The organism is Flavobacterium segetis, assembly GCF_900129575.1.
GTDB lineage: Bacteria > Bacteroidota > Bacteroidia > Flavobacteriales > Flavobacteriaceae > Flavobacterium > Flavobacterium segetis.
On the sequence record NZ_FQWE01000010.1, the window covers coordinates 24425 to 46989 of the forward strand.

Here is a 22565-nt window from a genome sequence, read left to right on the forward strand (position 1 = left end):
TATGTCAGCAATAATAAAGCTTAAATTTTTTTTTGAGAAGCATGGTTTTCATGTCTCAACTCGGTTAGCAGATGCTTTAGGGATGAGAGCTAGCAGCGTCAGGATATTTTTTATTTACATCTCTTTTGTTACAGCAGGTCTTGGTTTTGGAGTATATTTAACTCTGGCTTTCTGGATTCGTTTGAAAGATTTAATTCGTGCGAAAAGAACTTCTGTTTTTGATTTATAAAATAAATCCATAAAAAAAGGATTATAAAGTATCAATACTTCATAATCCTTCTTTCTTTATTTAAAAATAATTATTATTCTGGGTTATTTAATTTACTGTTTTTCTTACTGTAAAAGAAGTAGATTACTACTCCAAGAATCATCCAAATTGCTAATCTTTCCCAGCTTTCAATAGGTAAACCAGCCATTAGAACTAAGCAAATAACAACACCAATAATAGGAAATACTGGTACAAAAGGCACTCTGAAACCTCGCACTGCATCTGGATTAGTTTTTCTCATAACAATTACCCCAATACAAACTAAACAAAATGCAAATAGAGTACCTATACTTACCATGTGGCCAAGATCCGATACTGGAACAAAGCCCGCAAATAAACTTACAAATACCATAAAAAGTAAATTTGTTTTATAAGGGGTTCTATTTTTAGTGTGTAAGGTGCTAAAGAACTTTGGTAACAAACCATCAACGCTCATACTATAAAAAACTCTGCTTTGCCCCATCAACATAACTAACATTACAGAAGTATAGCCCGCAATTATAGCGATTGTTAGTCCTGAATTTAAAAATGTATATCCTGTTTTTGCAAATGCAGTGGTAACGGGACTCGCATCACCTTTAAAATTTAAGTAGTTTTCTAAACCAGTTAATACAAAAGCAAAAAGTACATATAGAACAGTACAAATTATTAATGACCCTAAGATACCTATTGGCATTCCTTTTTGTGGATCTTTTGCCTCTTGAGCAGCTGTAGATACTGCATCAAAACCAATAAAAGCAAAAAATACAACACCAGCACCTCTTAAAATACCACTCCATCCATAATGACCAAAATAATCACTACTAAAGAAATTAAGGAAAGACATTTCTCCAGAACTTAGCAGGGCTTCACCCTCATTAACAGGTATGAAAGGAGTGTGATTTGCGCTATTCATAAATCCCCAGCCTAAACCAATAAATACAATTACCACGGTTACTTTCAAAATAACTAAGATGTTATTTATTAAAGCCGATTCTTTTGTACCGCGTATTAATAAAACAGAAAGTAAACAAATGATAAATATGGATGGCAAATTAATAATTCCTGGCGTCGTGTCCCATGGACCGTGCAATATAGAATTAGGAATGTGAATTCCGTAATTCTGAAGAAATTTATCAACGTATTGAGACCAACTGACCGCTACAGTTGCAGCACCTAATGCATATTCTAAAACTAAATCCCAACCAATTATCCAAGCAACAAATTCGCCCATTGTGGCGTAAGAATAGGTATAGGCACTCCCTGCAACAGGAATCATTGAAGCAAATTCAGCATAACACAATCCTGCAAATGCACATCCAACGGAAGCAAGAATAAAAGATAAAGTGACTGCCGGACCTGCATTATCAGCTGCTGCAATTCCTGTTAGTGAAAATAACCCGGCACCAATGATAGCACCCACTCCTAAAGCGACTAGTGATCTTGCAGATAAAGTTCTTTTCAGTCCTTTTTCATCTTCAGTTGCTTCACTCAATAAAACCGAAAGTGGTTTAGTTTTCCAAATTGACATATATTTATAAATTTTAGTATTAATTGTGCCCAAATGTATTATTTATTTTAAATAAAATAATATTTTTAGCTTAATATATTACGGAACTAATTATAGTTTATAATTCTAATTTTGAATTAATTCTAAGATTTATTGTCATTTATCCCTATCTTTTTTATGTAGTTAATGATTGAGTACTAATTTTTCGATTGTTTTATTATCTTTGGAAAATAACATAACACATTTATATGTCAGTAAAAGTTGATTCTTGGGGCTCACGAGTTGGTCTCATACTAGCCATGGCAGGGAACGCTGTTGGTCTAGGTAATTTTTTAAGATTCCCAGTGCAAGCTGTTCAAAACGGCGGTGGGGCTTTCATAATTCCTTATTTAATTTGTTTCCTCGTTATGGGAATTCCTTTGTTATTTATTGAATGGTCTTCTGGTAGATTTGGAGGTAAATTTGGAAATCACAGTACTCCCTATATTTTAGATTCGATGGTAAAAGGTAGAATTCTCAAATACATTGGTGTCTTTGGAATTTTTACAAATATTGCTGTAGCGGCCTATTATTGTTATATTGAATCATGGACGATGTCGTATGTGTATCATACTATAAGAGGAACATTCGACGGAATGAGTCAAGCAGAAGTTGCTGGATTTTTTAATTCATACACTGATATAGCGCATTCTACAACCGGTCTTCCTTATGAAGCTGTTATATTTTATGTTATTTGCTTATTACTAAATACCTATATTTTATCAAAAGGTATTGGTGGAATTGAAAAAGTAGCTAAAGTTGGTATGCCATTATTGATTCTATTTGGAGTAGTATTAGCAGTTAGAGGTTTAACCCTTGGAACTTCTGGTGCTTCTGATATTTTTCCTGATGCAAATGCTTGGGATGGTTTGAATTTTCTCTGGACACCGCAATATGAATCGATACTCGATTTAAAAGTATGGATGGCTGCCGCAGGACAAATTTTCTTTACTTTATCAGTAGGGATGGGAACTATTCATTGCTACGCAGCCTATATTGACTCTAAAGATGATATTGCTTTAAATGCAGTTTCAGCTGGATTTATGAATGAATTTGTAGAAGTTGTTTTAGGAAGTTTAATTGTAATTCCTATTGCAGCGGGATACTTAGGTTTGGATTGGGTTCTTCAAAATGCAGGTTTTGGAATGGCTTTTCAAACAATGCCATATCTATTCCAGCAATGGGGTCCCGCTTTAGCAGTTATTGCGGGTGTCTGCTGGTTTGGATTGCTATTTTTTGCTGGAATCACCTCTTCATTAGCAATGGGAACTCCATGGATGGGATTTATGAGAGATGAATTTGGATGGTCTAAAAATAAAGGAGCATGGTCTTTTGGGGCTATGATATTAATATTAGGATTGCCAACTGTTATTTTTTATAAAGAAGGTGTTTTTGATGAATATGATTATTGGGCGGGAACCGTTAGTTTAGTTGTTTTTGCAATGTTAGAAACTATTCTTTTCTCTTGGATTTTTGGGATGGACAAAGGATGGAGAGAAATCACGAGCGGTGCTGATATTAAAGTACCAAATATTTATAAATTTATAATTAAATATATTACACCGGTCATGTTGATTATTATATTTCTTGGTTCCTTGTTTAAACCTTTAGATAACAAGTGGTCAGAAAATGTTGTAAGCCTTGCCTCTGGAAGTGGATGGACGTTAGATAATGGTTCCATAATTAAAACAGTGATGCATGCAGGAATCAGAGATCAAATAGCATTAGCCACTGATCCAGTTTTGATTGAACAACTACAAGACAAAATAATGTATTTGAACTTCGCTAGACTTTTACTCATAGGTTTATTTGTATTTATCAGTTTATTAGTATACATAGCATTTCTCAAAAGACGTAGAGAAGGAAGAGCTACACTTTAAAAACCCTAAAAAAGATTAAAATGAATACAGAAGCATTAATTACCATGATACTGACGCAAGGAATTGTCACTGTTTTAGCGGTTTATTTTTTTTATAAAGTACTAACTATACCGCCTAAACAAGAACCAGACTCTTTTAGCGAGAACAATGACGAGGATGTGAGACAAGAGTCTGAAAAAATATAATTTTTACTATTTATGAATAAGTTTAAATCCTTTTTTATGTTCACTAGTGATCAACGAAAAGGGATTTTTGCTTTATTGTCACTCATTGTTGCGCTTCAAATTGTTTATTTCTTTATTGATTTTTCAGTTTTACCCAAAAACGATCCAGAAAAACAAAAGTGGCTATCACTTCAATCAGAGGTGGATTCTTTAAAAATTTTAAGTAGAAATGCGCCCGGTAAAATTTTTCTATTTAATCCAAACTTTATCACAGATTATAAAGGTTATAAATTAGGAATGTCAGTTGCAGAAATCGACCGATTGTTAGAATTTCGCAAAGCAAATAAGTTTGTTAATTCTGCTGATGAATTTCAACGAGTTACTCAAATATCTGATTCCTTGTTAAAAAAGTTATCGCCGCTGTTTAAGTTTCCAGATTGGGTTGCTAATAAAAAGCATCTTAAAAAATTTGAAAATTACAGTGATAAGACGTTCACCAGTAAAGAAAAGTTAGTGGTCATTGACATAAACAAAGCAACAAAAGAAGATTTAATCAAAATATATGGCATAGGAGAGGCTATTTCACTCCGGATTTTGAAGCAAAAAGAAATATTAAACGGTTTTGTTTCGATGGACCAAATGAACGATGTATGGGGTTTGTCACTAGAGGTTATTGAAAATTTGAATAAGCACTTTGAGATTAGAACAGTGCCTGAAATAAGAAAAATTGATATTAATAATGCTTCTTTAAAAGAACTTTCGCAGTTCTATTACTTTAGATATTCACTTTCAAAAGAAATAGTTACATACAGAAGTATGAATGGAGATTTTAAGAATATTGAGGATTTAACAAAAATTAAGGGATTTCCTGTTGATAAAGCAAAAATAATTACTTTATATTTGGACTTTAAATAGAAGTTCGTAATCAGTTAATTAAAAGCACTTATTAAAAATCGACAAAATTATTTTACAAATTATAGTTTTATACTCAAAACACATATTTGGATATTAATTTTTTAAAACTATTTAGTGATTTAAAGCAATTGCTTTGTGTCGCTGTTAATTCAACAAATAAAAAAAATATAGAATTTATATGGAATCAATTTATTTCACAGAAGAGCATCAATTATTTAGAAAGAGTTTAAAAGAATTTCTTCAAAAAGAAGTGGTGCCTCATATTGAGAAATGGGAAAAAACAGGAACAATAGAGCGTTTTATTTGGGAAAAATTTGGTGAAATGGGTTTCTTTGGTATAGCATATCCTGAAGCTTATGGAGGTTTGAATTTAGATTTATTTTATACTGTTATTTTTCTAGAAGAATTACAAAAAATTAAATCCTCAGGTTTTGCTGCTGCAATGTGGGCTCACGCTTATTTGGCAATGACACATTTAAATGCTGAAGGTGATGAAAGAATTAAACAGGAGTATTTAGTACCTAGTATTGCCGGTAAAAAAATAGGTGCCTTGTGTATTACAGAACCATTTGGAGGTAGTGACGTTGCGGGTATGCGTTCTACTGCAGTAAAAGAAGGAGATAAGTATATCTTAAATGGATCAAAAACGTTTATTACAAACGGAGTGTATGCTGATTATTATATCGTAGCTGCAAAAACAGATCCAAGTCAAGGTAACAAAGGAATAAGTATTTTTTTAGTCGATACAGCAACCAGCGGTATTTCTGCAACAAAATTAGATAAATTAGGCTGGAGAGCGTCGGATACTGCGGAAATTGCATTTGACAACGTAGAGATTCCACTTAATAATCTAATGGGAGAAGAAGGTAAAGGGTTTCCGTATATTATGCAACACTTTGCTTCAGAGCGACTTATAATGGCTATTAATGGTCATGCTAGGGCTGAATATGCAATTGATTATACCATCGAATACATGTCACAAAGAGAGGCTTTTGGTAAAAAAATAGATAAGTTTCAAGCGTTACGTCATAAAATTGTAGAACATGCAACTGATGTTGAGCATTGCAAAGTATTTAATTATGCTGCTGCAGCACGGTTGGATAAAGGCGAATATGTAGTTAAGGAGGCAACCATGGCAAAATTAAAATCAACTAAGGTAGCTGACGAAACAATCTACAGTTGTTTACAAATGTTAGGAGGTTACGGTTATATGGAGGAATATCCATTGGCTCGTCTTTTAAGAGATAGTAGATTAGGACCGATAGGTGGCGGAACCTCCGAGATTTTGAAAGAGATTTTGTCAAAAATGATTATAGATAATAAAAATTATAAGCCAGCCGTTAATTAAGAAATTTCACATGTACCATCAAGTATATTTTAACAGCAGTTTTTCATAATTTAAATCTTTTTTAATCAACAATTAAATTATCCAAGACTAGATAACATATCTGTTTAAGGGTTTTAAGAAGTGTAATAAAATTTTAAGAAAAAAAAGCGATAATCAATCCCGATTTTCGCTTTTTTCATTTATACCTTCTTGAATTATTTCTTGTACAATATCGTGTTCTTTGCTTTCTAATTCATGGACCAAATGTTCTTGTTTTGCTGTTTTTTTATTAATAAAAAATTTAGCGTAAATAGGAAAATGATCAGATCCAAAATACTCAAGGCTTTTTAAATCATCAACAAAAACATCAGGAGTGTGAAAAATTAAAGCAATTGGAAATCTCAAGAACCAATATTTAGTGTGAAATGTAGATATAAATCCACGACCAATTCTGCCATCAATTGTCTCACTGGTCTTTCTAAATAAGATGGATGATTTGGCCCATGCTACATTATTAAAATCTCCTAATACAACGCACGTATCAGCATTTTTTTTTATTTTTTTAGCAATACTTAAAAGTTCTCCATCGCGTTCTTTAGCGTTTTCCTCCTCGGTAGGACTTGGTGGAGGTGGATGAACGGCAAAAAAAGTAAAATTGTAATTGTCTTCTGTCGTTATTTTTGCCTCTATACTAGGTAAATCATCAGCTACAAAATAATGTACAGAGTGATCTACTATTTTTAATTTGGAATACAAATGCATTCCGTAAGTATTATTTTGGCTTACTTTCACAGTGTATTTGTAATTTACTTCTAAAATCTCAAGCGATTTTTCCCATTTTTCGTCCGATTCCATCGTTAAAATAATATCCGGATCGTATTTTTGTATTAATTTTAAAAAAGAATCATACTGTTTGTTATCCTGATATACATTAGCTGATATTATAGTGATCATTTGTGAAGATGATCCACATTGCTCTTTCTTGATAGACTTATTCAAGTTGGTGTATTTAAAGAGTATTACAGCATGTATTATTATGCTTAAAGATGTTAAAAATTGTAGTGACAAAATTAAGATCGAAAAATTATACAGCAATATATAACTCGATATTAGTAAGCTAAGCTGCAAAAGAAATATCTGAATTTTAGCAAATTCAAAAAATCTATAAAACCAATGTGAAAGTGGTAGGTAGGGTAGGAAGCTAGCGATTAGTAATAATGATGAAATAATGATAAACCACATAAATTCTAAAGTTGTTTAAATTAAAATAAAGATAAACAAATCCTTGTTAGTTCGCATTATTATTCTACTTTTGCAGACTTAAAGAAAGGGGGTGTCTATATTATGTTAATTATACCAATTAAAGACGGAGAAAATATCGATAGAGCGTTAAAACGTTACAAAAGAAAATTTGATAAAACAGGAACTGTTCGTCAACTAAGAGCACGTACTGCTTTTATTAAACCATCAGTAACCAATAGAATCAAAATTCAAAAAGCGGCTTATATCCAAAATATGAAAGATAACTTAGAGAGTTAGTCGATTCCATTAAATAAAAAACCGTTAGTCATCAAAAAATTATAACTTTGATGCTAACGGTTTTTTTATGGCTACAAAACAAAACGCATTTCGAGATTATCTTCAATTCGAAAAAAATTACTCTCCTCATACAATAAAGGCTTATTGTGAAGACCTTTATTCATTTGAACAATTTTTTAAAATTAATTTTGACCAGCAAAATTTTGATCAAGTTAATTACAATCAAATAAGAACTTGGATTGTCTCGTTAATTGATGATTCAATGTCTACAGTTTCAGTAAATAGAAAGATGGCTTCGCTGAAAGCGTATTATAGATTCTTACTCAAAACGAAACAAATAAAAATCAATCCTTTACTAAAGCATAAGGCTCTCAAAACTTCTAAAATTATCCAAATTCCATTTTCTGAAAAAGAAGTTAATGCTGTTCTGCATCAAATTAATCATCCTATTGGCTTTGAAGAAACTAGAAATAAGTTGATAATTGACTTACTATACACCACAGGTATTCGAAGAGCGGAATTGCTAGGTTTAAAAATAATAAATGCAAATTTATCAAATGCAACGATTAAAGTAATCGGAAAACGAAATGAAGAGCGTATAATTCCCGTTTTACCAATTATTAGGACCCAATTCTCTCAGTATTTACAAGAGAGAGCGTCCCTAGACATTATCGTGGACCAAGACTATTTCTTCTTGACAAAAAAAGGCGTTAAATTAAATGAATCTTTTGTTTATCGATTAATAAATAGTTACTTTAGTACTGTGTCAGTCAAGGTAAAAAAAAGTCCCCATATTTTACGACATACCTTTGCAACACATCTTTTAAATAATGGAGCGGATTTAAATTCTGTAAAAGAATTATTAGGGCATTCTAGTTTAGCGTCAACGCAAATCTACACACACAGTAGTTTATCAGAGTTAAAGAATATTTATAAAGATGCGCATCCAAGAGGTAAAAAATGACTATAAAACGATTAATAATTTAAATTAAGAATTATGAAGGTAAGTGTTCATGCAGTTAACTTTACAGTTGACAAGAAATTAGTAGATTTTGTTCAAGAAAGGTTGGATAAACTTGAAAAATATTACGACAAAGTCGTCTCTGCAGATGTATTCTTAAAAGTTGAAAATATAAGTGAGAAAGAGAATAAGATAGCGGAGGTAAAAATTAGTGTTCCTGGAGATGAATTTGTAGTCAAAAAACAGTGCAAAACTTTTGAAGAGTCAATTGAAGTTGCTTGTGAATCTTTAGAACGATTGTTAGTTAAAAGGAAGGAAAAAATTAGTTCACATATTTAATATAAATTATTTTTAAAAAATGTTTTGATTGAGAGATAAAATCTCTACATTTGCAGTCCGTTAGAAATAGCGGACTTTTTTTATTGAAATTGCCAGCGTAGCTCAGTTGGCTAGAGCAGCTGATTTGTAATCAGCAGGTCGTGGGTTCGAGTCCCTCCGCCGGCTCAAGAAAAGAAAATACAATTTGGTATTTGTTTTGACTTATTGGAAGGGAATTAAAAGGAATGGGGAGATACTCAAGCGGCCAACGAGGGCAGACTGTAAATCTGCTGTGTAAACTTCGCAGGTTCGAATCCTGCTCTCCCCACAAACTTTTTGAAAGAATTTATGTGAGCGTAAATTTGTATTAAAAGTTTAAACATCGAAAACTTCGGTGTAGGAGCAACGACCTCAAGGAAGTTAATCCAAAAAAATTGTGTGAAAAGGTTTCAATATGTAAAGTTGAACAGTGAATCACAATACCATTCTCTGCCGACTTAGCTCAGAGGTAGAGTGCTTCCTTGGTAAGGAAGAGGTCACGGGTTCAATTCCCGTAGTTGGCTCAAATAAGTAGGTAATAAAAATTAATATATAACAAGATTAAAAATTAAGTAAAATGGCAAAAGAAACCTTTAACCGTAACAAGCCCCACTTAAACATTGGTACAATTGGGCACGTGGATCACGGAAAAACTACATTAACTGCAGCGATAACTAAAGTATTATCTGATGCTGGTTACTGTCAGGCAAAATCATTTGATCAAATTGATAATGCTCCTGAAGAAAAAGAAAGAGGTATTACAATTAATACATCGCACGTTGAGTATGAAACAGCTAATCGTCATTACGCTCACGTTGACTGTCCAGGTCACGCGGATTACGTAAAAAACATGGTTACTGGTGCTGCACAAATGGATGGTGCTATTCTTGTAGTAGCTGCAACTGATGGACCAATGCCACAAACACGTGAGCACATCCTTTTAGGTCGTCAGGTTGGTATTCCTAGAATGGTTGTGTTCATGAATAAAGTGGATATGGTTGATGACGAGGAATTGTTGGAACTTGTTGAAATGGAAATTAGAGACTTATTGTCTTTTTATGAATATGATGGAGATAATTGTCCAGTAATTCAAGGGTCAGCTCTTGGAGGATTAAATAGTGATCCAGTTTGGGTACCAAAAATCATTGAATTGATGGCTGCCGTTGATATGTGGATTGAAGAGCCAATACGTGATACTGCTAAGCCTTTCTTGATGCCGGTAGAAGATGTATTTACAATTACTGGTCGTGGAACTGTTGCTACAGGTCGTATCGAAACAGGTATTGCTAATACAGGAGATGCTGTTGAAATTATTGGTATGGGAGCTGAGAAATTAACTTCTACTATTACAGGAGTTGAGATGTTCCGTAAAATTCTTGACAGAGGTGAAGCAGGAGATAACGTAGGTTTATTGTTAAGAGGTGTTGATAAAGAGTCTATCAAAAGAGGAATGGTTATCATTAAGCCAGGTTCAGTAAAACCACACGCTACTTTCAAAGCTGAGGTTTATATCTTGAAAAAAGAAGAAGGTGGTCGTCACACACCATTTCATAATAATTACCGTCCTCAGTTTTACGTACGTACAACTGATGTAACAGGAGTTATTACTTTACCAGAAGGTGTTGAGATGGTCATGCCAGGAGACAACTTAACTATCAATGTAGCTTTGTTAAGCCCAATCGCAATGAGCGTTGGTTTACGTTTTGCGATCCGTGAAGGTGGTAGAACAGTAGGTGCTGGTCAAGTAACTGAAATTGTAGGATAATTTTCCTAAAAATATAAGCTAGTTATCTTCGTTACTGAACGATAACTAGCTTTAATTACGGGCGTAGTTCAAGGGTAGAATAGCGGTCTCCAAAACCGTTGATGGGGGTTCGAATCCCTCCGCCCGTGCAAAAAACAAATCACAATGACAAAAGTTGTAAATTATATATCGGAAGCATTTGAGGAATTAAAGTCAAATGTAACTTGGCCAGAATGGCCTGAGGTGCAACGTCTTACGATTGTTGTTGCCGTATTTTCTATATTATTCGCCTTGGCAACTTGGGGAGTTGATGAAATTTTTGCAAAAGCTTTAGCTGGATTTTTTAACTGGATAAAAGCTTAAATTTTTTGTTATGGCAGATAATAATATTAAAAAATGGTACGTCGTTAGAGCGGTAAGTGGACAAGAAAATAAAGTTAAAGCATATATCGAAACCGAGATCGCAAGATTAGAGATGACTGATTATGTTTCGCAGGTTTTAGTTCCTACTGAAAAAGTCGTTACCGTCAAAGAAGGAAAAAAAATAATCAAAGACAAAGTTTATTTCCCTGGTTATGTAATGATTGAGGCAAATCTTGTTGGAGAAATACCTCATATTATTAAATCCATAACAAGTGTTATTGGTTTCTTAGGAGAAATTAAAGGTGGTGAGCCCGTTCCCTTAAGAATATCAGAAGTAAATAGAATGCTTGGTAAAGTAGATGAGTTGGCTGTAAATACTGATACTCGTGCTATTCCCTTCAACATTGGGGAAACCATTAAGGTTGTTGATGGTCCTTTTAATGGTTTCAATGGAACTGTTGAAAAAATTAATGATGAAAAGCGTAAACTGGAAGTTATGGTTAAAATTTTCGGAAGAAAAACACCATTGGAATTGAGTTTCATGCAAGTTGAAAAAGTATAATTTTTTGTTACAACTATAATATCCATTGCTATCGCTTCCAATGATTGCAGTGTTAAATTTTTTAAAAAATGGCTAAAGAAATTAGTAAGGTAGTTAAACTACAAGTTAAGGGAGGTGCTGCGAACCCGTCGCCACCGGTTGGACCTGCTTTAGGAGCTGCTGGTGTGAACATCATGGAGTTCTGTAAGCAATTTAATGCTAGAACTCAGGATAAAGCCGGCAAAATTTGCCCAGTACAAATTACTGTGTATAAAGACAAATCATTTGATTTTGTCGTAAAAACTCCTCCAGCTGCTGTCCAATTAATGGAAGCTACAAAGCTAAAGTCCGGATCTGGTGAGCCAAATCGTAAAAAAGTAGCTAGCGTTACTTGGGATGTTATCAAAGCAATTGCTGAAGATAAAATGGTAGATCTAAATGCATTCACAATCGAATCTGCTATGAGCATGATCGCTGGAACAGCTAGATCTATGGGTATAACTGTATCAGGAGACGCTCCTTTTTAATTAAGAGAAAGACATGGCAAAATTGACAAAAAAGCAAAAAGAGGCTGCTTCAAAAATTGAAAAGAACAAATTATATTCTCTTAAAGATGCTGCTGCATTGATAAAGGTAATTGCTTCTGCAAAATTTGATGAGTCTGTTGATATCGCGGTGCGTTTGGGTGTAGATCCAAGAAAAGCGAATCAAATGGTAAGAGGTGTAGTTACTTTACCTCACGGAACTGGTAAAGACGTAAAAGTACTTGCATTAGTTACTCCAGATAAAGAGGCGGAAGCTTTGGCAGCTGGCGCAGACTTTGTTGGTCTTGATGAGTATTTACAAAAGATCAAAGACGGTTGGACAGATGTTGATGTTATCATCACTATGCCTTCTGTTATGGGTAAATTAGGTCCATTAGGTCGTATATTAGGACCTAGAGGTTTAATGCCTAACCCTAAAACAGGTACTGTAACAATGGATGTTGCAAAAGCTGTTCAAGAAGTTAAAGCTGGTAAAATCGACTTTAAAGTTGACAAAACTGGTATTGTGCATGCGGGAATTGGGAAAGTTTCTTTTGGAGCTGAACAAATTATTGACAATGCTCACGAAATTATTCAAACATTAATCAAACTTAAACCAACTGCGGCTAAAGGAACTTACATTAAAAGTATTTACCTAACTAGCACGATGAGTCCAGCAATTGCATTGGATCCTAAAGCAGTATAATTGGTAGTTAAAAATTTTTAGTATGACTAGAGAAGAAAAATCAATTGCGATTGAAGATTTAACTGCACAGTTAGCTGGTACAAATATTATTTATGTATCTGATATTTCTGGACTTAATGCAGAGACTACTTCAAACCTAAGAAGAGCTTGTTATAAAGCAGGTATAAAATTAGAGGTTGTTAAAAACACTTTGCTTGCAAAAGCAATGGAAGCATCTGCTAATGATTATGGTGATTTACCAACTGTATTAAGTGGTAACAGCGCAATATTCATTTCAGACGTTGCGAATGGACCAGGAAAAATAATTAAAGACTTCCGTAAAAAATCAGACAAACCTGTTTTAAAAGGAGCTTATATTAATTCTGAGGTTTACATTGGTGATGATCAATTAGATGCATTAGCGACAATTAAATCTAAAGAAGAGCTTATTGGAGAAATCATTGGATTGCTTCAGTCACCAGCTCAAAGAGTAATTTCTGCTCTTCAAAACCAATTCGCTAAAAGCGAACAGGCTCCAGAAGAAGCGGAAGCATAATTAAAATAGAGGTCACTCTAATTTAATTTAAAAAAGCGCACAATAAATTAATTATATTTTTACAAATCATTTTAAAACGATAAAAAAATGGCAGATTTGAAACAATTCGCAGAACAATTGGTTAACCTTACAGTAAAAGAAGTTAACGAATTAGCGACAATATTAAAAGATGAGTACGGAATCGAACCAGCTGCTGCAGCTGTAGTAGTTTCAGGTGGTGGCGAAGCTGCTGCTGAAGACGTTCAAACAGAATTTACAGTAGTATTAAAAGCGGCAGGTGCTTCTAAATTAGCTGTAGTTAAATTGGTAAAAGAACTTACAGGTTTAGGTTTGAAAGAAGCTAAAGATGTAGTTGATAGCGCACCAAGTAACGTAAAAGAAGGTGTAACTAAAGAAGAGGCTGAAGGGCTTAAAAAATCTTTAGAAGAAGCAGGAGCTGAGGTTGAACTTAAATAGTTAACTTCTACTTTGAGAATTAGGTTTAGGTCTTAAATGTATATTTAAGGCTTAAACCATTTTTCGTATAATAAAATTATATTAAGTTTTATTATAAAATAGCACAGATACAAAAAGGTTTTTAAATCAATACGATGAAAGAAAATGGATAAAGAGTTGCTCTTAAACTATTTTTAAAGATGTATTGACTATAAAAAAAAAGTATAGATTGTTTTATAAATTAGACAGTGTTTTGCACAAAAACTACTTTTTTTAATCAAAATTTCTCCATTGATGATTACAAATCAGACTGAAAGATTAAATTTTGCCTCAACAAAAAATATTCCTCAATATCCAGATTTTCTAGATGTTCAGGTTAAATCGTTTAAAGATTTTTTTCAATTAGAAACTAAATCTGACGAAAGAGGCGACGAAGGGCTTTACAATACCTTCATGGAAAATTTCCCAATTACAGATACAAGAAACAACTTTGTATTGGAATTCCTTGACTATTTTGTAGATCCACCTCGTTACACAATTCAAGAATGTATAGAACGAGGACTTACTTATAGTGTTCCTTTAAAGGCTAGGTTAAAACTATATTGCACAGATCCAGAGCATGAGGATTTTGAAACGATTGTTCAAGATGTATATCTTGGTACAATTCCTTACATGACGCCTAGTGGTACTTTTGTTATCAATGGTGCTGAACGTGTAGTTGTTTCGCAATTACATAGATCTCCAGGTGTTTTCTTTGGTCAATCATTCCACGCAAATGGAACAAAATTGTATTCTGCTAGGGTAATTCCTTTTAAAGGTTCTTGGATAGAATTTTCTACAGATATAAACAGCGTAATGTATGCTTATATTGATAGAAAGAAAAAACTACCTGTAACTACTTTATTCCGTGCAATCGGTTTTGAAAGAGACAAGGATATCCTTGAAATCTTTGATCTAGCTGAAGAAATTAAAGTATCTAAAACAGGTCTTAAAAAATATATCGGTAGAAAATTAGCTGCTCGTGTATTAAATACATGGCATGAAGATTTCGTAGATGAAGATACAGGTGAGGTAGTTTCTATTGAACGTAACGAAATAATCCTTGATAGAGATACAATTATCGACAAAGATAATGTAGAAGAAATCATTGATTCTAATGTTAAATCTATTTTGTTACATAAAGAAGATGCTAATCAAGGTGATTATGCCATCATTCATAATACGTTACAAAAAGATCCAACAAACTCTGAAAAAGAAGCTGTTGAGCATATCTACAGGCAATTGCGTAACGCAGAACCGCCTGATGAAGAAACTGCTCGTGGTATCATAGATAAATTATTCTTTTCTGATCAACGTTATAACTTAGGTGAAGTTGGTCGTTACAGAATAAATAAAAAATTAGGGTTAGATACTCCAATGGAAAAGCAAGTCTTGACCAAAGAAGATATCATAACTATCGTGAAATATTTGATCGAATTGATCAACTCTAAAGCAGAGATTGATGATATCGATCACTTATCAAACCGTCGTGTGAGAACAGTTGGTGAACAATTGTCTCAACAATTCGGTGTTGGTTTAGCGCGTATGGCTAGAACTATTCGGGAGAGAATGAACGTTAGAGATAACGAGGTGTTTACACCAATTGATTTGATTAATGCTAAAACATTATCATCAGTTATCAACTCTTTCTTTGGTACAAACCAGTTGTCACAGTTCATGGATCAAACAAATCCACTTGCTGAGATTACACATAAGAGAAGATTATCTGCACTAGGACCAGGTGGACTTTCGAGAGAGAGAGCTGGATTTGAGGTACGTGACGTTCACTACACGCATTATGGACGTTTATGTCCAATTGAAACTCCAGAGGGTCCAAACATTGGTTTGATCTCCTCTCTAGGTGTTTATGCTAAAGTAAACGGAATGGGTTTCATTGAAACACCGTACCGTAAAGTAACTAATGGAGTTGTAGATTTAGTTTCTACTCCAGTTTACTTAAGCGCAGAAGAAGAAGAAGGAATGATGATTGCTCAGGCAAATATCCAAATGGATGCTACTGGAAAAATTACTTCTGAAGACGTAATTGCACGTCAAGAAGGTGATTTTCCTGTAATTGAGCCTACAAGAGTTGATTATACGGATGTAGCGCCTAACCAAATTGCTTCTATTTCAGCTTCATTAATTCCGTTCTTGGAACATGATGATGCGAATAGAGCGTTAATGGGATCTAACATGATGCGTCAGGCCGTACCATTAATTCGTCCTGAAGCTCCTATTGTTGGAACTGGTTTAGAGCGTCAAGTTGCTTCTGATTCTAGAGTATTGATCAATGCTGAAGGAGATGGAGTTATTGAATATGTTGATGCTAATATCATTACTATCAAATATGACCGTACTGAGGAAGAAAGAATGGTTAGTTTTGAATCTGATGAGAAAACATACAATCTAATTAAATTTAGAAAAACCAATCAAGGAACAAGTATTAACCTTAAACCGATCGTAAGAAAAGGGGATAGAGTGATTCTTGGTCAAGTATTATCAGAAGGATATGCGACTCAGAATGGTGAATTGGCTTTAGGTCGTAACTTAAAAGTGGCGTTTATGCCATGGAAAGGATACAACTTTGAGGATGCAATTGTAATTTCTGAGAAAGTAGTTCGTGATGATATCTTTACTTCTATTCACGTTGATGATTATTCATTAGAAGTGAGAGATACTAAATTAGGTAACGAAGAATTAACGAACGATATACCGAACGTTTCTGAAGAAGCTACTAAAGATTTAGATGAAAATGGTATGATTAGAATTGGAGCCGAGGTTAAACCTGGCGACATTCTTATCGGAAAAATTACTCCAAAAGGAGAATCAGATCCTACACCTGAAGAGAAATTGCTTCGCGCAATCTTTGGGGATAAAGCAGGTGATGTAAAAGATGCTTCATTAAAAGCTTCTCCTTCTTTACATGGTGTTGTTTTAGATAAAAAATTGTTCGCAAGAGCGGTTAAAGATAAACGTAAACGTACACAAGATAAAGATGCTTTAGGCGCTTTAGAAATGGAGTTTGAAACGAAATTTGTTGAATTAAAAGACAAATTAGTAGAGAAATTGTTCTTGATTGTAAACGGAAAAACATCTCAAGGAGTAATGAATGATTTGGGTGAAGAAGTTTTACCAAAAGGTAAAAAATATACTCAGAAAATGCTTTATGCAGTTGAAGATTTTGCTCACTTAAGTAAAGGTCAATGGGTTGCTGATGATGCAACTAATAAAATGGTTAATGATTTAATTCATAACTATAAAATTAAATTGAACGATTTACAAGGGGCTTTGCGTAGAGAAAAATTCACAATTACTGTTGGGGATGAATTACCAGCTGGAATTTTGAAATTGGCTAAAGTTTATATTGCCAAAAAACGTAAGTTAAAAGTTGGGGATAAAATGGCAGGACGTCACGGTAACAAAGGTATTGTTGCTCGTATCGTTCGTCATGAAGATATGCCTTTCCTTGAAGACGGAACGCCAGTTGATATTGTATTGAACCCATTAGGAGTTCCTTCACGTATGAACATTGGTCAAATTTATGAAACGGTATTAGGTTGGGCTGGACAAAACTTGGGTAGAAAATTTGCTACTCCAATTTTTGATGGAGCAACTTTAGATCAAATCAACGAGTTGACGGATGAAGCTGGAATCCCACGTTTTGGACATACTTATTTATATGATGGTGGAACTGGAGAGCGTTTTAATCAAGCAGCAACAGTTGGGGTTATCTATATGTTGAAACTAGGTCACATGGTTGATGACAAGATGCACGCACGTTCTATCGGGCCGTACTCTTTAATCACACAACAGCCTTTAGGTGGTAAAGCACAATTTGGTGGACAACGTTTTGGAGAGATGGAAGTTTGGGCACTTGAGGCTTATGGAGCGTCAAGTACTTTACGTGAAATCTTAACAGTTAAATCTGATGATGTTATTGGTAGAGCCAAAACTTACGAGGCAATCGTAAAAGGGGAATCAATGCCGGAACCAGGATTACCAGAATCATTCAATGTATTAATGCATGAATTGAAAGGTCTAGGACTTGATATTCGTTTAGAAGAATAAATTTTTAGTTTTCAGTGTTTCGTTAATTATTATTCAGTTTCAAACTGCACACTAATTACTGAACACTGAAAACTTGTTTTAATTAGTTTTCGAGATTTATACCCGTAAACCGTTCCGATTTTTTATAGAAATAAGTTTTTATAACTAGCGCTTCAAAATTAGTTTGAAGTTTAGAGAAGTAACTCGAGGTGTTTTAATAGTCTTAAAGTTTAATTTTATAAAGTTTTAAAAGTCTTTCGTGACTTTTGATTTTCGAATTTCAAACTTTTGACTATAATAAAAATCAATTTTTAATTGCAAATAAATCAATAGTAAAAACTATGATCAATAATAGAAATAACAATAATAAAGACAAGAATCCTGTTAAAAGATTCAACAAAATTTCGATAGGTTTAGCTTCGCCAGAATCTATATTGAAAGAGTCAAGAGGAGAGGTTTTAAAGCCTGAAACTATCAACTATAGAACGCACAAACCAGAGCGTGATGGTCTTTTTTGTGAGCGAATTTTCGGTCCAGTGAAAGATTTTGAATGTGCATGTGGAAAATATAAAAGAATACGCTACAAAGGGATCATTTGTGACCGTTGTGGTGTTGAAGTTACGGAGAAAAAAGTACGTAGAGATAGAGTAGGACACATCAATCTAGTTGTGCCAATTGCTCACATCTGGTATTTCCGTTCTCTTCCAAACAAAATTGGATATATCCTTGGTCTTCCATCTAAGAAATTAGATATGATCATTTACTACGAAAGATACGTAGTAATTCAAGCGGGTATTGCTAAAAATGCAGAAGGGGAATCAGTACAAAGATTGGACTTCCTTACAGAAGAAGAATATTTGAACATTCTTGATACTCTTCCTGCAGACAACCAGTATTTGGATGATTTTGATCCGAATAAATTTGTTGCCAAAATGGGAGCGGAGTGTATTATGGACTTATTGGCTAGAATTGATTTAGATCAGTTGTCATACCAATTGAGACATAATGCAAATAATGAAACATCTAAACAACGTAAAACAGAAGCTTTAAAAAGATTACAAGTAGTTGAATCTTTCCGTGAGTCTAACTTGAACCGTGAGAATCGTCCAGAATGGATGATTATGAAAGTAGTTCCAGTTATTCCACCAGAATTACGTCCGCTTGTGCCACTTGATGGAGGTCGTTTTGCAACTTCAGATTTAAATGACTTATACCGCCGTGTAATTATACGTAATAACCGTTTGAAGAGATTAATGGAGATTAAAGCTCCAGAAGTTATCTTAAGAAATGAGAAACGTATGTTGCAGGAATCGGTAGATTCACTTTTTGATAATACTCGTAAAGCATCTGCCGTTAAAACAGAATCAAATAGACCATTAAAATCATTATCAGATTCCCTTAAAGGTAAGCAAGGACGTTTCCGTCAAAACTTACTTGGAAAACGTGTGGATTATTCTGCCCGTTCGGTAATTGTTGTTGGACCTGAATTAAAATTATCTGAGTGTGGTATCCCTAAAGATATGGCAGCAGAGTTATACAAGCCTTTTGTTATCCGTAAATTGATAGAAAGGGGTATTGTAAAAACTGTAAAATCAGCTAAAAAAATAATTGATAAAAAAGAGCCAGTAGTTTGGGATATCCTTGAAAATGTAATTAAAGGTCACCCAATATTACTAAACCGTGCTCCTACTTTGCACAGATTAGGTATTCAAGCATTCCAACCAAAATTAATTGAAGGAAAAGCAATCCAGTTGCACCCTTTAGTTTGTACTGCATTTAATGCGGATTTTGATGGGGATCAAATGGCAGTTCACTTACCATTAGGACCAGAAGCTATTTTGGAAGCACAACTATTAATGTTGGGTTCTCATAATATTCTGAATCCTGCAAATGGTGCTCCAATTACAGTACCTTCTCAAGATATGGTTTTGGGTCTATATTATATGACCAAAGAACGTTTGTCTACTCCAGAACTTAAAATTTTAGGAGAAGGAATTACATTTTATTCTGCTGAAGAAGTAAATATAGCTTTAAATGAAGGAAGATTAGAATTGAATGCTTCTGTAAAAATTAGAGCAAAAGATTTTAATGAAGCGGGAGAATTAGTATACAAAATTATCCAAACAACTGCTGGACGTGTATTATTTAATGAAGTGGTACCTGAAGCAGCTGGATATATCAATGATGTATTGACTAAGAAAAACCTTAGAGACATTATTGGTCACGTATTAAGTTCTACTGATGTGCCTACAACGGCAGCTTTCTTGGATAACATGAAAGACATGGGTTATAAATTTGCCTTCAAAGGTGGTTTATCATTCTCTCTTGGAGACATTAGAATTCCAGAACAAAAACCAAAATTAATTGCAGATGCCAGAGAACAAGTTCAGGGTATTTCTGCTAATTATAACATGGGTCTAATTACAAATAACGAACGTTACAACCAAGTTATTGATGTTTGGACTTCAGCAAATGCTCAGTTAACAGAGTTAGCAATGAAAAACATTAGAGAAGACCAACAAGGTTTTAACTCTGTTTACATGATGCTTGATTCTGGAGCTAGGGGTTCCAAAGAGCAGATTCGTCAATTAACCGGTATGCGTGGTTTGATGGCTAAGCCAAAAAAATCTACTGCTGGTGGTGGTGAAATTATTGAAAATCCAATTCTTTCTAACTTTAAAGAAGGTCTGTCTATTCTTGAGTACTTTATTTCTACTCACGGTGCACGTAAAGGTCTTGCGGATACGGCGTTGAAAACTGCTGATGCAGGATACTTAACAAGAAGACTGCACGATGTATCACAAGATGTAATTGTAAATATTGAAGATTGTGGAACGCTTAGAGGCGTAGAAGTTTCAGCATTGAAGAAAAATGAGGAAATAGTTGAAACATTGGGAGAAAGAATTCTTGGTCGTGTTGCATTGCAAGATTTGATAAATCCATTAACTAACGAAATTCTAGTTGAATCAGGACATCAAATTACAGAGGCAATAATGAAACTTATTGAAGCTTCTCCAATTGAGAAAGTGGAAGTTCGTTCTCCTCTTGTTTGCGAAGCTCCAAAAGGAATTTGTGCTAAGTGTTACGGTAGAAATTTAGCTACTGGTAAAATGACTCAAAGAGGTGAGGCAGTTGGTGTAATTGCAGCACAATCTATCGGAGAGCCTGGAACACAGTTAACATTGCGTACTTTCCACGTTGGTGGGGTTGCCGGAGGAATTTCTGAAGAATCTAGTATTGTAGTTAAATTTAGCGGAAAACTTGAAATCGAAGATTTAAAAACAGTTAAAGGTGAAGATAGCGAAGGTAATTCTGTTGATATTGTTGTATCTCGTTCCACTGAATTAAAATTAGTTGATGAGAAAACAGGTATTTTATTAAACACACATAATATTCCTTACGGTTCAAGTATTTTTGTAAAAGATGGTCAGTCAGTTACAAAAGGTGACACAATCTGTAAATGGGATCCATATAACGGAGTTATCGTTTCTGAATTTACTGGTAAAATTGCTTACGAAGACTTAGAGCAAGGTCAATCGTTTATGGTTGAAATAGATGAGCAAACTGGTTTCCAAGAAAAAGTAATTTCTGAATCTAGAGCTAGTAAATTAATTCCAACTTTATTAGTTTACGGTAAAGATGGAGAATTAATTCGTTCTTATAACCTACCAGTTGGAGCCCACTTAATGGTTGATAATGGTGAGAAAATTAAAGCAGGTAAAGTATTGGTAAAAATCCCTCGTCGTTCTTCTAAATCAGGAGATATTACGGGAGGTCTTCCTAGAATTACAGAGTTGTTAGAAGCTCGTAATCCTTCTAATCCAGCTGTTGTTTCTGAAATCGATGGCGTTGTTTCTTTTGGAAAAATTAAAAGAGGTAACCGTGAGGTTGTGATCGAATCTAAATTTGGAGATATTAGAAAATATCTGGTTAAATTATCAAGCCAAATTCTTGTTCAAGAAAATGACTTTGTAAGAGCAGGTGTTCCATTATCTGATGGCGCAATAACTCCAGATGATATTTTGAGAATTCAAGGTCCAGCCGCTGTTCAGCAGTATTTAGTAAATGAAATTCAAGAAGTATACCGTTTACAAGGGGTTAAAATTAATGACAAACACTTTGAAGTAGTAATACGTCAAATGATGCGTAAGGTAAGAGTTCAAGATCCAGGTGATACTTTATTTTTAGAAGATCAATTAATTCACACTAAAGATTTTATCGTTCAAAATGATAAATTATATGGTATGAAAGTAGTTGAAGATGCTGGAGATTCAAGTGCATTGAAAGAAGGACAAATTATAACGCCCCGTGAGTTACGTGACGAAAACTCTTTATTGAAACGAACTGATAAAAATCTTGTTGTTGCTCGTGATGTAGTTACTGCTACTGCGACACCAGTTTTACAAGGTATTACAAGAGCATCATTGCAAACGAAATCATTTATTTCTGCAGCATCGTTCCAAGAAACTACTAAAGTGTTGAATGAAGCTGCAGTTGCGGGTAAAATCGACTATTTAGAAGGATTGAAAGAAAATGTTATTGTTGGACATAGAATCCCTGCTGGAACAGGTATGAGAGAATATGACCATACAATTGTAGGCTCAAAAGAGGATTACAATGACATGATGGCTAGTAAAGAAGAATATATTTATTAAGGTTTTAGTGTTTAATCCTTAGTGTTTAGCGTCAAAG

Annotated in this window: 19 protein-coding genes and 4 tRNA genes; 21 read left to right on the top strand and 2 right to left on the bottom strand. The window is 34.1% G+C overall.

Annotated elements, in window-relative coordinates; genetic code table 11:
- The first annotated feature begins 1 nt into the window (after position 1).
- Complete coding sequence (locus BUA99_RS12920; RefSeq protein WP_072993372.1) at positions 2–229, top strand: PspC family transcriptional regulator; 228 nt, start codon at positions 2–4, stop codon at positions 227–229.
- A gap of 73 nt (positions 230–302) precedes the next feature.
- On the opposite strand, the gene BUA99_RS12925 is transcribed toward BUA99_RS12920, so the two are convergent.
- Positions 303–1778, bottom strand: coding sequence for an amino acid permease (locus BUA99_RS12925; RefSeq protein WP_072993101.1), 1476 nt, complete (start codon positions 1776–1778; stop codon positions 303–305).
- A gap of 227 nt (positions 1779–2005) precedes the next feature.
- Between BUA99_RS12925 and BUA99_RS12930 the strand changes: the two genes are divergently transcribed.
- The 4 genes from BUA99_RS12930 (at position 2006) to BUA99_RS12940 (ending at position 6103) form a co-directional block, all read left to right on the top strand.
- A complete protein-coding gene (locus tag BUA99_RS12930; RefSeq protein ID WP_072993104.1) occupies positions 2006–3676 on the top strand; it encodes a sodium-dependent transporter in 1671 nt (556 codons plus the stop codon).
- Positions 3677–3696: 20 nt separating this feature from the next.
- Positions 3697–3861 carry a hypothetical protein gene (locus tag BUA99_RS15265; RefSeq protein WP_200778667.1) on the top strand — a complete coding sequence of 55 codons (165 nt, stop codon included), beginning with the start codon at positions 3697–3699 and terminating at the stop codon, positions 3859–3861.
- A gap of 36 nt (positions 3862–3897) precedes the next feature.
- Entirely contained in the window at positions 3898–4755 is an 858-nt protein-coding gene (locus BUA99_RS12935) for a ComEA family DNA-binding protein (RefSeq protein ID WP_084673558.1), read from the top strand.
- Positions 4756–4933: 178 nt separating this feature from the next.
- The gene (locus tag BUA99_RS12940; protein WP_072993110.1) at positions 4934–6103 is read left to right on the top strand and encodes an acyl-CoA dehydrogenase family protein; all 1170 of its coding nucleotides are present in this window, start codon (positions 4934–4936) and stop codon (positions 6101–6103) included.
- A gap of 153 nt (positions 6104–6256) precedes the next feature.
- On the opposite strand, the gene BUA99_RS12945 is transcribed toward BUA99_RS12940, so the two are convergent.
- A complete protein-coding gene (locus tag BUA99_RS12945; RefSeq protein ID WP_234972977.1) occupies positions 6257–7081 on the bottom strand; it encodes an endonuclease/exonuclease/phosphatase family protein in 825 nt (274 codons plus the stop codon).
- A gap of 345 nt (positions 7082–7426) precedes the next feature.
- Between BUA99_RS12945 and rpsU the strand changes: the two genes are divergently transcribed.
- From rpsU to rpoC, 16 genes are all read left to right on the top strand, one after another.
- Positions 7427–7621, top strand: coding sequence for a 30S ribosomal protein S21 (rpsU, locus tag BUA99_RS12950; RefSeq protein WP_072993116.1), 195 nt, complete (start codon positions 7427–7429; stop codon positions 7619–7621).
- A gap of 67 nt (positions 7622–7688) precedes the next feature.
- Positions 7689–8585 (top strand): tyrosine-type recombinase/integrase, encoded by an 897-nt coding sequence (locus tag BUA99_RS12955; protein ID WP_072993119.1) that lies wholly within the window; start codon positions 7689–7691, stop codon positions 8583–8585.
- Between the two features lie 33 nt (positions 8586–8618).
- Positions 8619–8921 (top strand): ribosome hibernation-promoting factor, HPF/YfiA family, encoded by a 303-nt coding sequence (gene hpf, locus BUA99_RS12960; protein ID WP_072993122.1) that lies wholly within the window; start codon positions 8619–8621, stop codon positions 8919–8921.
- Positions 8922–9012: 91 nt separating this feature from the next.
- Positions 9013–9086: transfer RNA gene (locus tag BUA99_RS12965), tRNA-Thr, on the top strand.
- A 61-nt stretch (positions 9087–9147) separates the two neighbouring features.
- Positions 9148–9228 (top strand) — tRNA-Tyr (locus tag BUA99_RS12970).
- A 163-nt stretch (positions 9229–9391) separates the two neighbouring features.
- Positions 9392–9463: transfer RNA gene (locus BUA99_RS12975), tRNA-Thr, on the top strand.
- Between the two features lie 53 nt (positions 9464–9516).
- Entirely contained in the window at positions 9517–10704 is a 1188-nt protein-coding gene (tuf, locus tag BUA99_RS12980) for an elongation factor Tu (protein ID WP_072993125.1), read from the top strand.
- Positions 10705–10761: 57 nt separating this feature from the next.
- Positions 10762–10832 (top strand) — tRNA-Trp (locus tag BUA99_RS12985).
- A 16-nt stretch (positions 10833–10848) separates the two neighbouring features.
- Complete coding sequence (gene secE, locus BUA99_RS12990) at positions 10849–11046, top strand: preprotein translocase subunit SecE (protein ID WP_072993127.1); 198 nt, start codon at positions 10849–10851, stop codon at positions 11044–11046.
- A 10-nt stretch (positions 11047–11056) separates the two neighbouring features.
- On the top strand, positions 11057–11608 hold the full coding sequence (gene nusG / locus BUA99_RS12995; protein ID WP_072993130.1) for a transcription termination/antitermination protein NusG: 552 nt from the start codon (positions 11057–11059) through the stop codon (positions 11606–11608).
- 68 nt (positions 11609–11676) lie between these two features.
- Complete coding sequence (gene rplK / locus BUA99_RS13000) at positions 11677–12114, top strand: 50S ribosomal protein L11 (protein WP_072993133.1); 438 nt, start codon at positions 11677–11679, stop codon at positions 12112–12114.
- Positions 12115–12127: 13 nt separating this feature from the next.
- Positions 12128–12817: a 50S ribosomal protein L1 gene (gene rplA / locus BUA99_RS13005; RefSeq protein WP_072993136.1), complete on the top strand. Its 690-nt coding sequence runs from the start codon at positions 12128–12130 to the stop codon at positions 12815–12817.
- A 22-nt stretch (positions 12818–12839) separates the two neighbouring features.
- Positions 12840–13352 carry a 50S ribosomal protein L10 gene (rplJ, locus tag BUA99_RS13010; protein ID WP_072993139.1) on the top strand — a complete coding sequence of 171 codons (513 nt, stop codon included), beginning with the start codon at positions 12840–12842 and terminating at the stop codon, positions 13350–13352.
- 87 nt (positions 13353–13439) lie between these two features.
- Complete coding sequence (rplL, locus tag BUA99_RS13015; RefSeq protein ID WP_072993142.1) at positions 13440–13808, top strand: 50S ribosomal protein L7/L12; 369 nt, start codon at positions 13440–13442, stop codon at positions 13806–13808.
- A gap of 273 nt (positions 13809–14081) precedes the next feature.
- The gene (rpoB, locus tag BUA99_RS13020) at positions 14082–17894 is read left to right on the top strand and encodes a DNA-directed RNA polymerase subunit beta (protein WP_072993145.1); all 3813 of its coding nucleotides are present in this window, start codon (positions 14082–14084) and stop codon (positions 17892–17894) included.
- A gap of 320 nt (positions 17895–18214) precedes the next feature.
- Positions 18215–22528 carry a DNA-directed RNA polymerase subunit beta' gene (gene rpoC / locus BUA99_RS13025; protein ID WP_072993374.1) on the top strand — a complete coding sequence of 1438 codons (4314 nt, stop codon included), beginning with the start codon at positions 18215–18217 and terminating at the stop codon, positions 22526–22528.
- The last annotated feature ends 37 nt before the right edge of the window (positions 22529–22565 follow it).

Excerpts from the sequence above, each read along its gene's own strand:
- BUA99_RS12920 (WP_072993372.1), top strand. The coding sequence starts at position 2 with ATGTCAGCAATAATAAAGCTTAAATTTTTTTTTGAGAAGCATGGTTTT.
- BUA99_RS12925 (WP_072993101.1), bottom strand. The coding sequence starts at position 1,778 with ATGTCAATTTGGAAAACTAAACCACTTTCGGTTTTATTGAGTGAAGCA.
- BUA99_RS12930 (WP_072993104.1), top strand. The coding sequence starts at position 2,006 with ATGTCAGTAAAAGTTGATTCTTGGGGCTCACGAGTTGGTCTCATACTA.
- BUA99_RS15265 (WP_200778667.1), top strand. The coding sequence starts at position 3,697 with ATGAATACAGAAGCATTAATTACCATGATACTGACGCAAGGAATTGTC.
- BUA99_RS12935 (WP_084673558.1), top strand. The coding sequence starts at position 3,898 with ATGTTCACTAGTGATCAACGAAAAGGGATTTTTGCTTTATTGTCACTC.
- BUA99_RS12940 (WP_072993110.1), top strand. The coding sequence starts at position 4,934 with ATGGAATCAATTTATTTCACAGAAGAGCATCAATTATTTAGAAAGAGT.
- rpsU (WP_072993116.1), top strand. The coding sequence starts at position 7,427 with ATGTTAATTATACCAATTAAAGACGGAGAAAATATCGATAGAGCGTTA.
- BUA99_RS12955 (WP_072993119.1), top strand. The coding sequence starts at position 7,689 with ATGGCTACAAAACAAAACGCATTTCGAGATTATCTTCAATTCGAAAAA.
- hpf (WP_072993122.1), top strand. The coding sequence starts at position 8,619 with ATGAAGGTAAGTGTTCATGCAGTTAACTTTACAGTTGACAAGAAATTA.
- tuf (WP_072993125.1), top strand. The coding sequence starts at position 9,517 with ATGGCAAAAGAAACCTTTAACCGTAACAAGCCCCACTTAAACATTGGT.
- secE (WP_072993127.1), top strand. The coding sequence starts at position 10,849 with ATGACAAAAGTTGTAAATTATATATCGGAAGCATTTGAGGAATTAAAG.
- nusG (WP_072993130.1), top strand. The coding sequence starts at position 11,057 with ATGGCAGATAATAATATTAAAAAATGGTACGTCGTTAGAGCGGTAAGT.
- rplK (WP_072993133.1), top strand. The coding sequence starts at position 11,677 with ATGGCTAAAGAAATTAGTAAGGTAGTTAAACTACAAGTTAAGGGAGGT.
- rplA (WP_072993136.1), top strand. The coding sequence starts at position 12,128 with ATGGCAAAATTGACAAAAAAGCAAAAAGAGGCTGCTTCAAAAATTGAA.
- rplJ (WP_072993139.1), top strand. The coding sequence starts at position 12,840 with ATGACTAGAGAAGAAAAATCAATTGCGATTGAAGATTTAACTGCACAG.
- rplL (WP_072993142.1), top strand. The coding sequence starts at position 13,440 with ATGGCAGATTTGAAACAATTCGCAGAACAATTGGTTAACCTTACAGTA.
- rpoB (WP_072993145.1), top strand. The coding sequence starts at position 14,082 with ATGATTACAAATCAGACTGAAAGATTAAATTTTGCCTCAACAAAAAAT.
- rpoC (WP_072993374.1), top strand. The coding sequence starts at position 18,215 with ATGATCAATAATAGAAATAACAATAATAAAGACAAGAATCCTGTTAAA.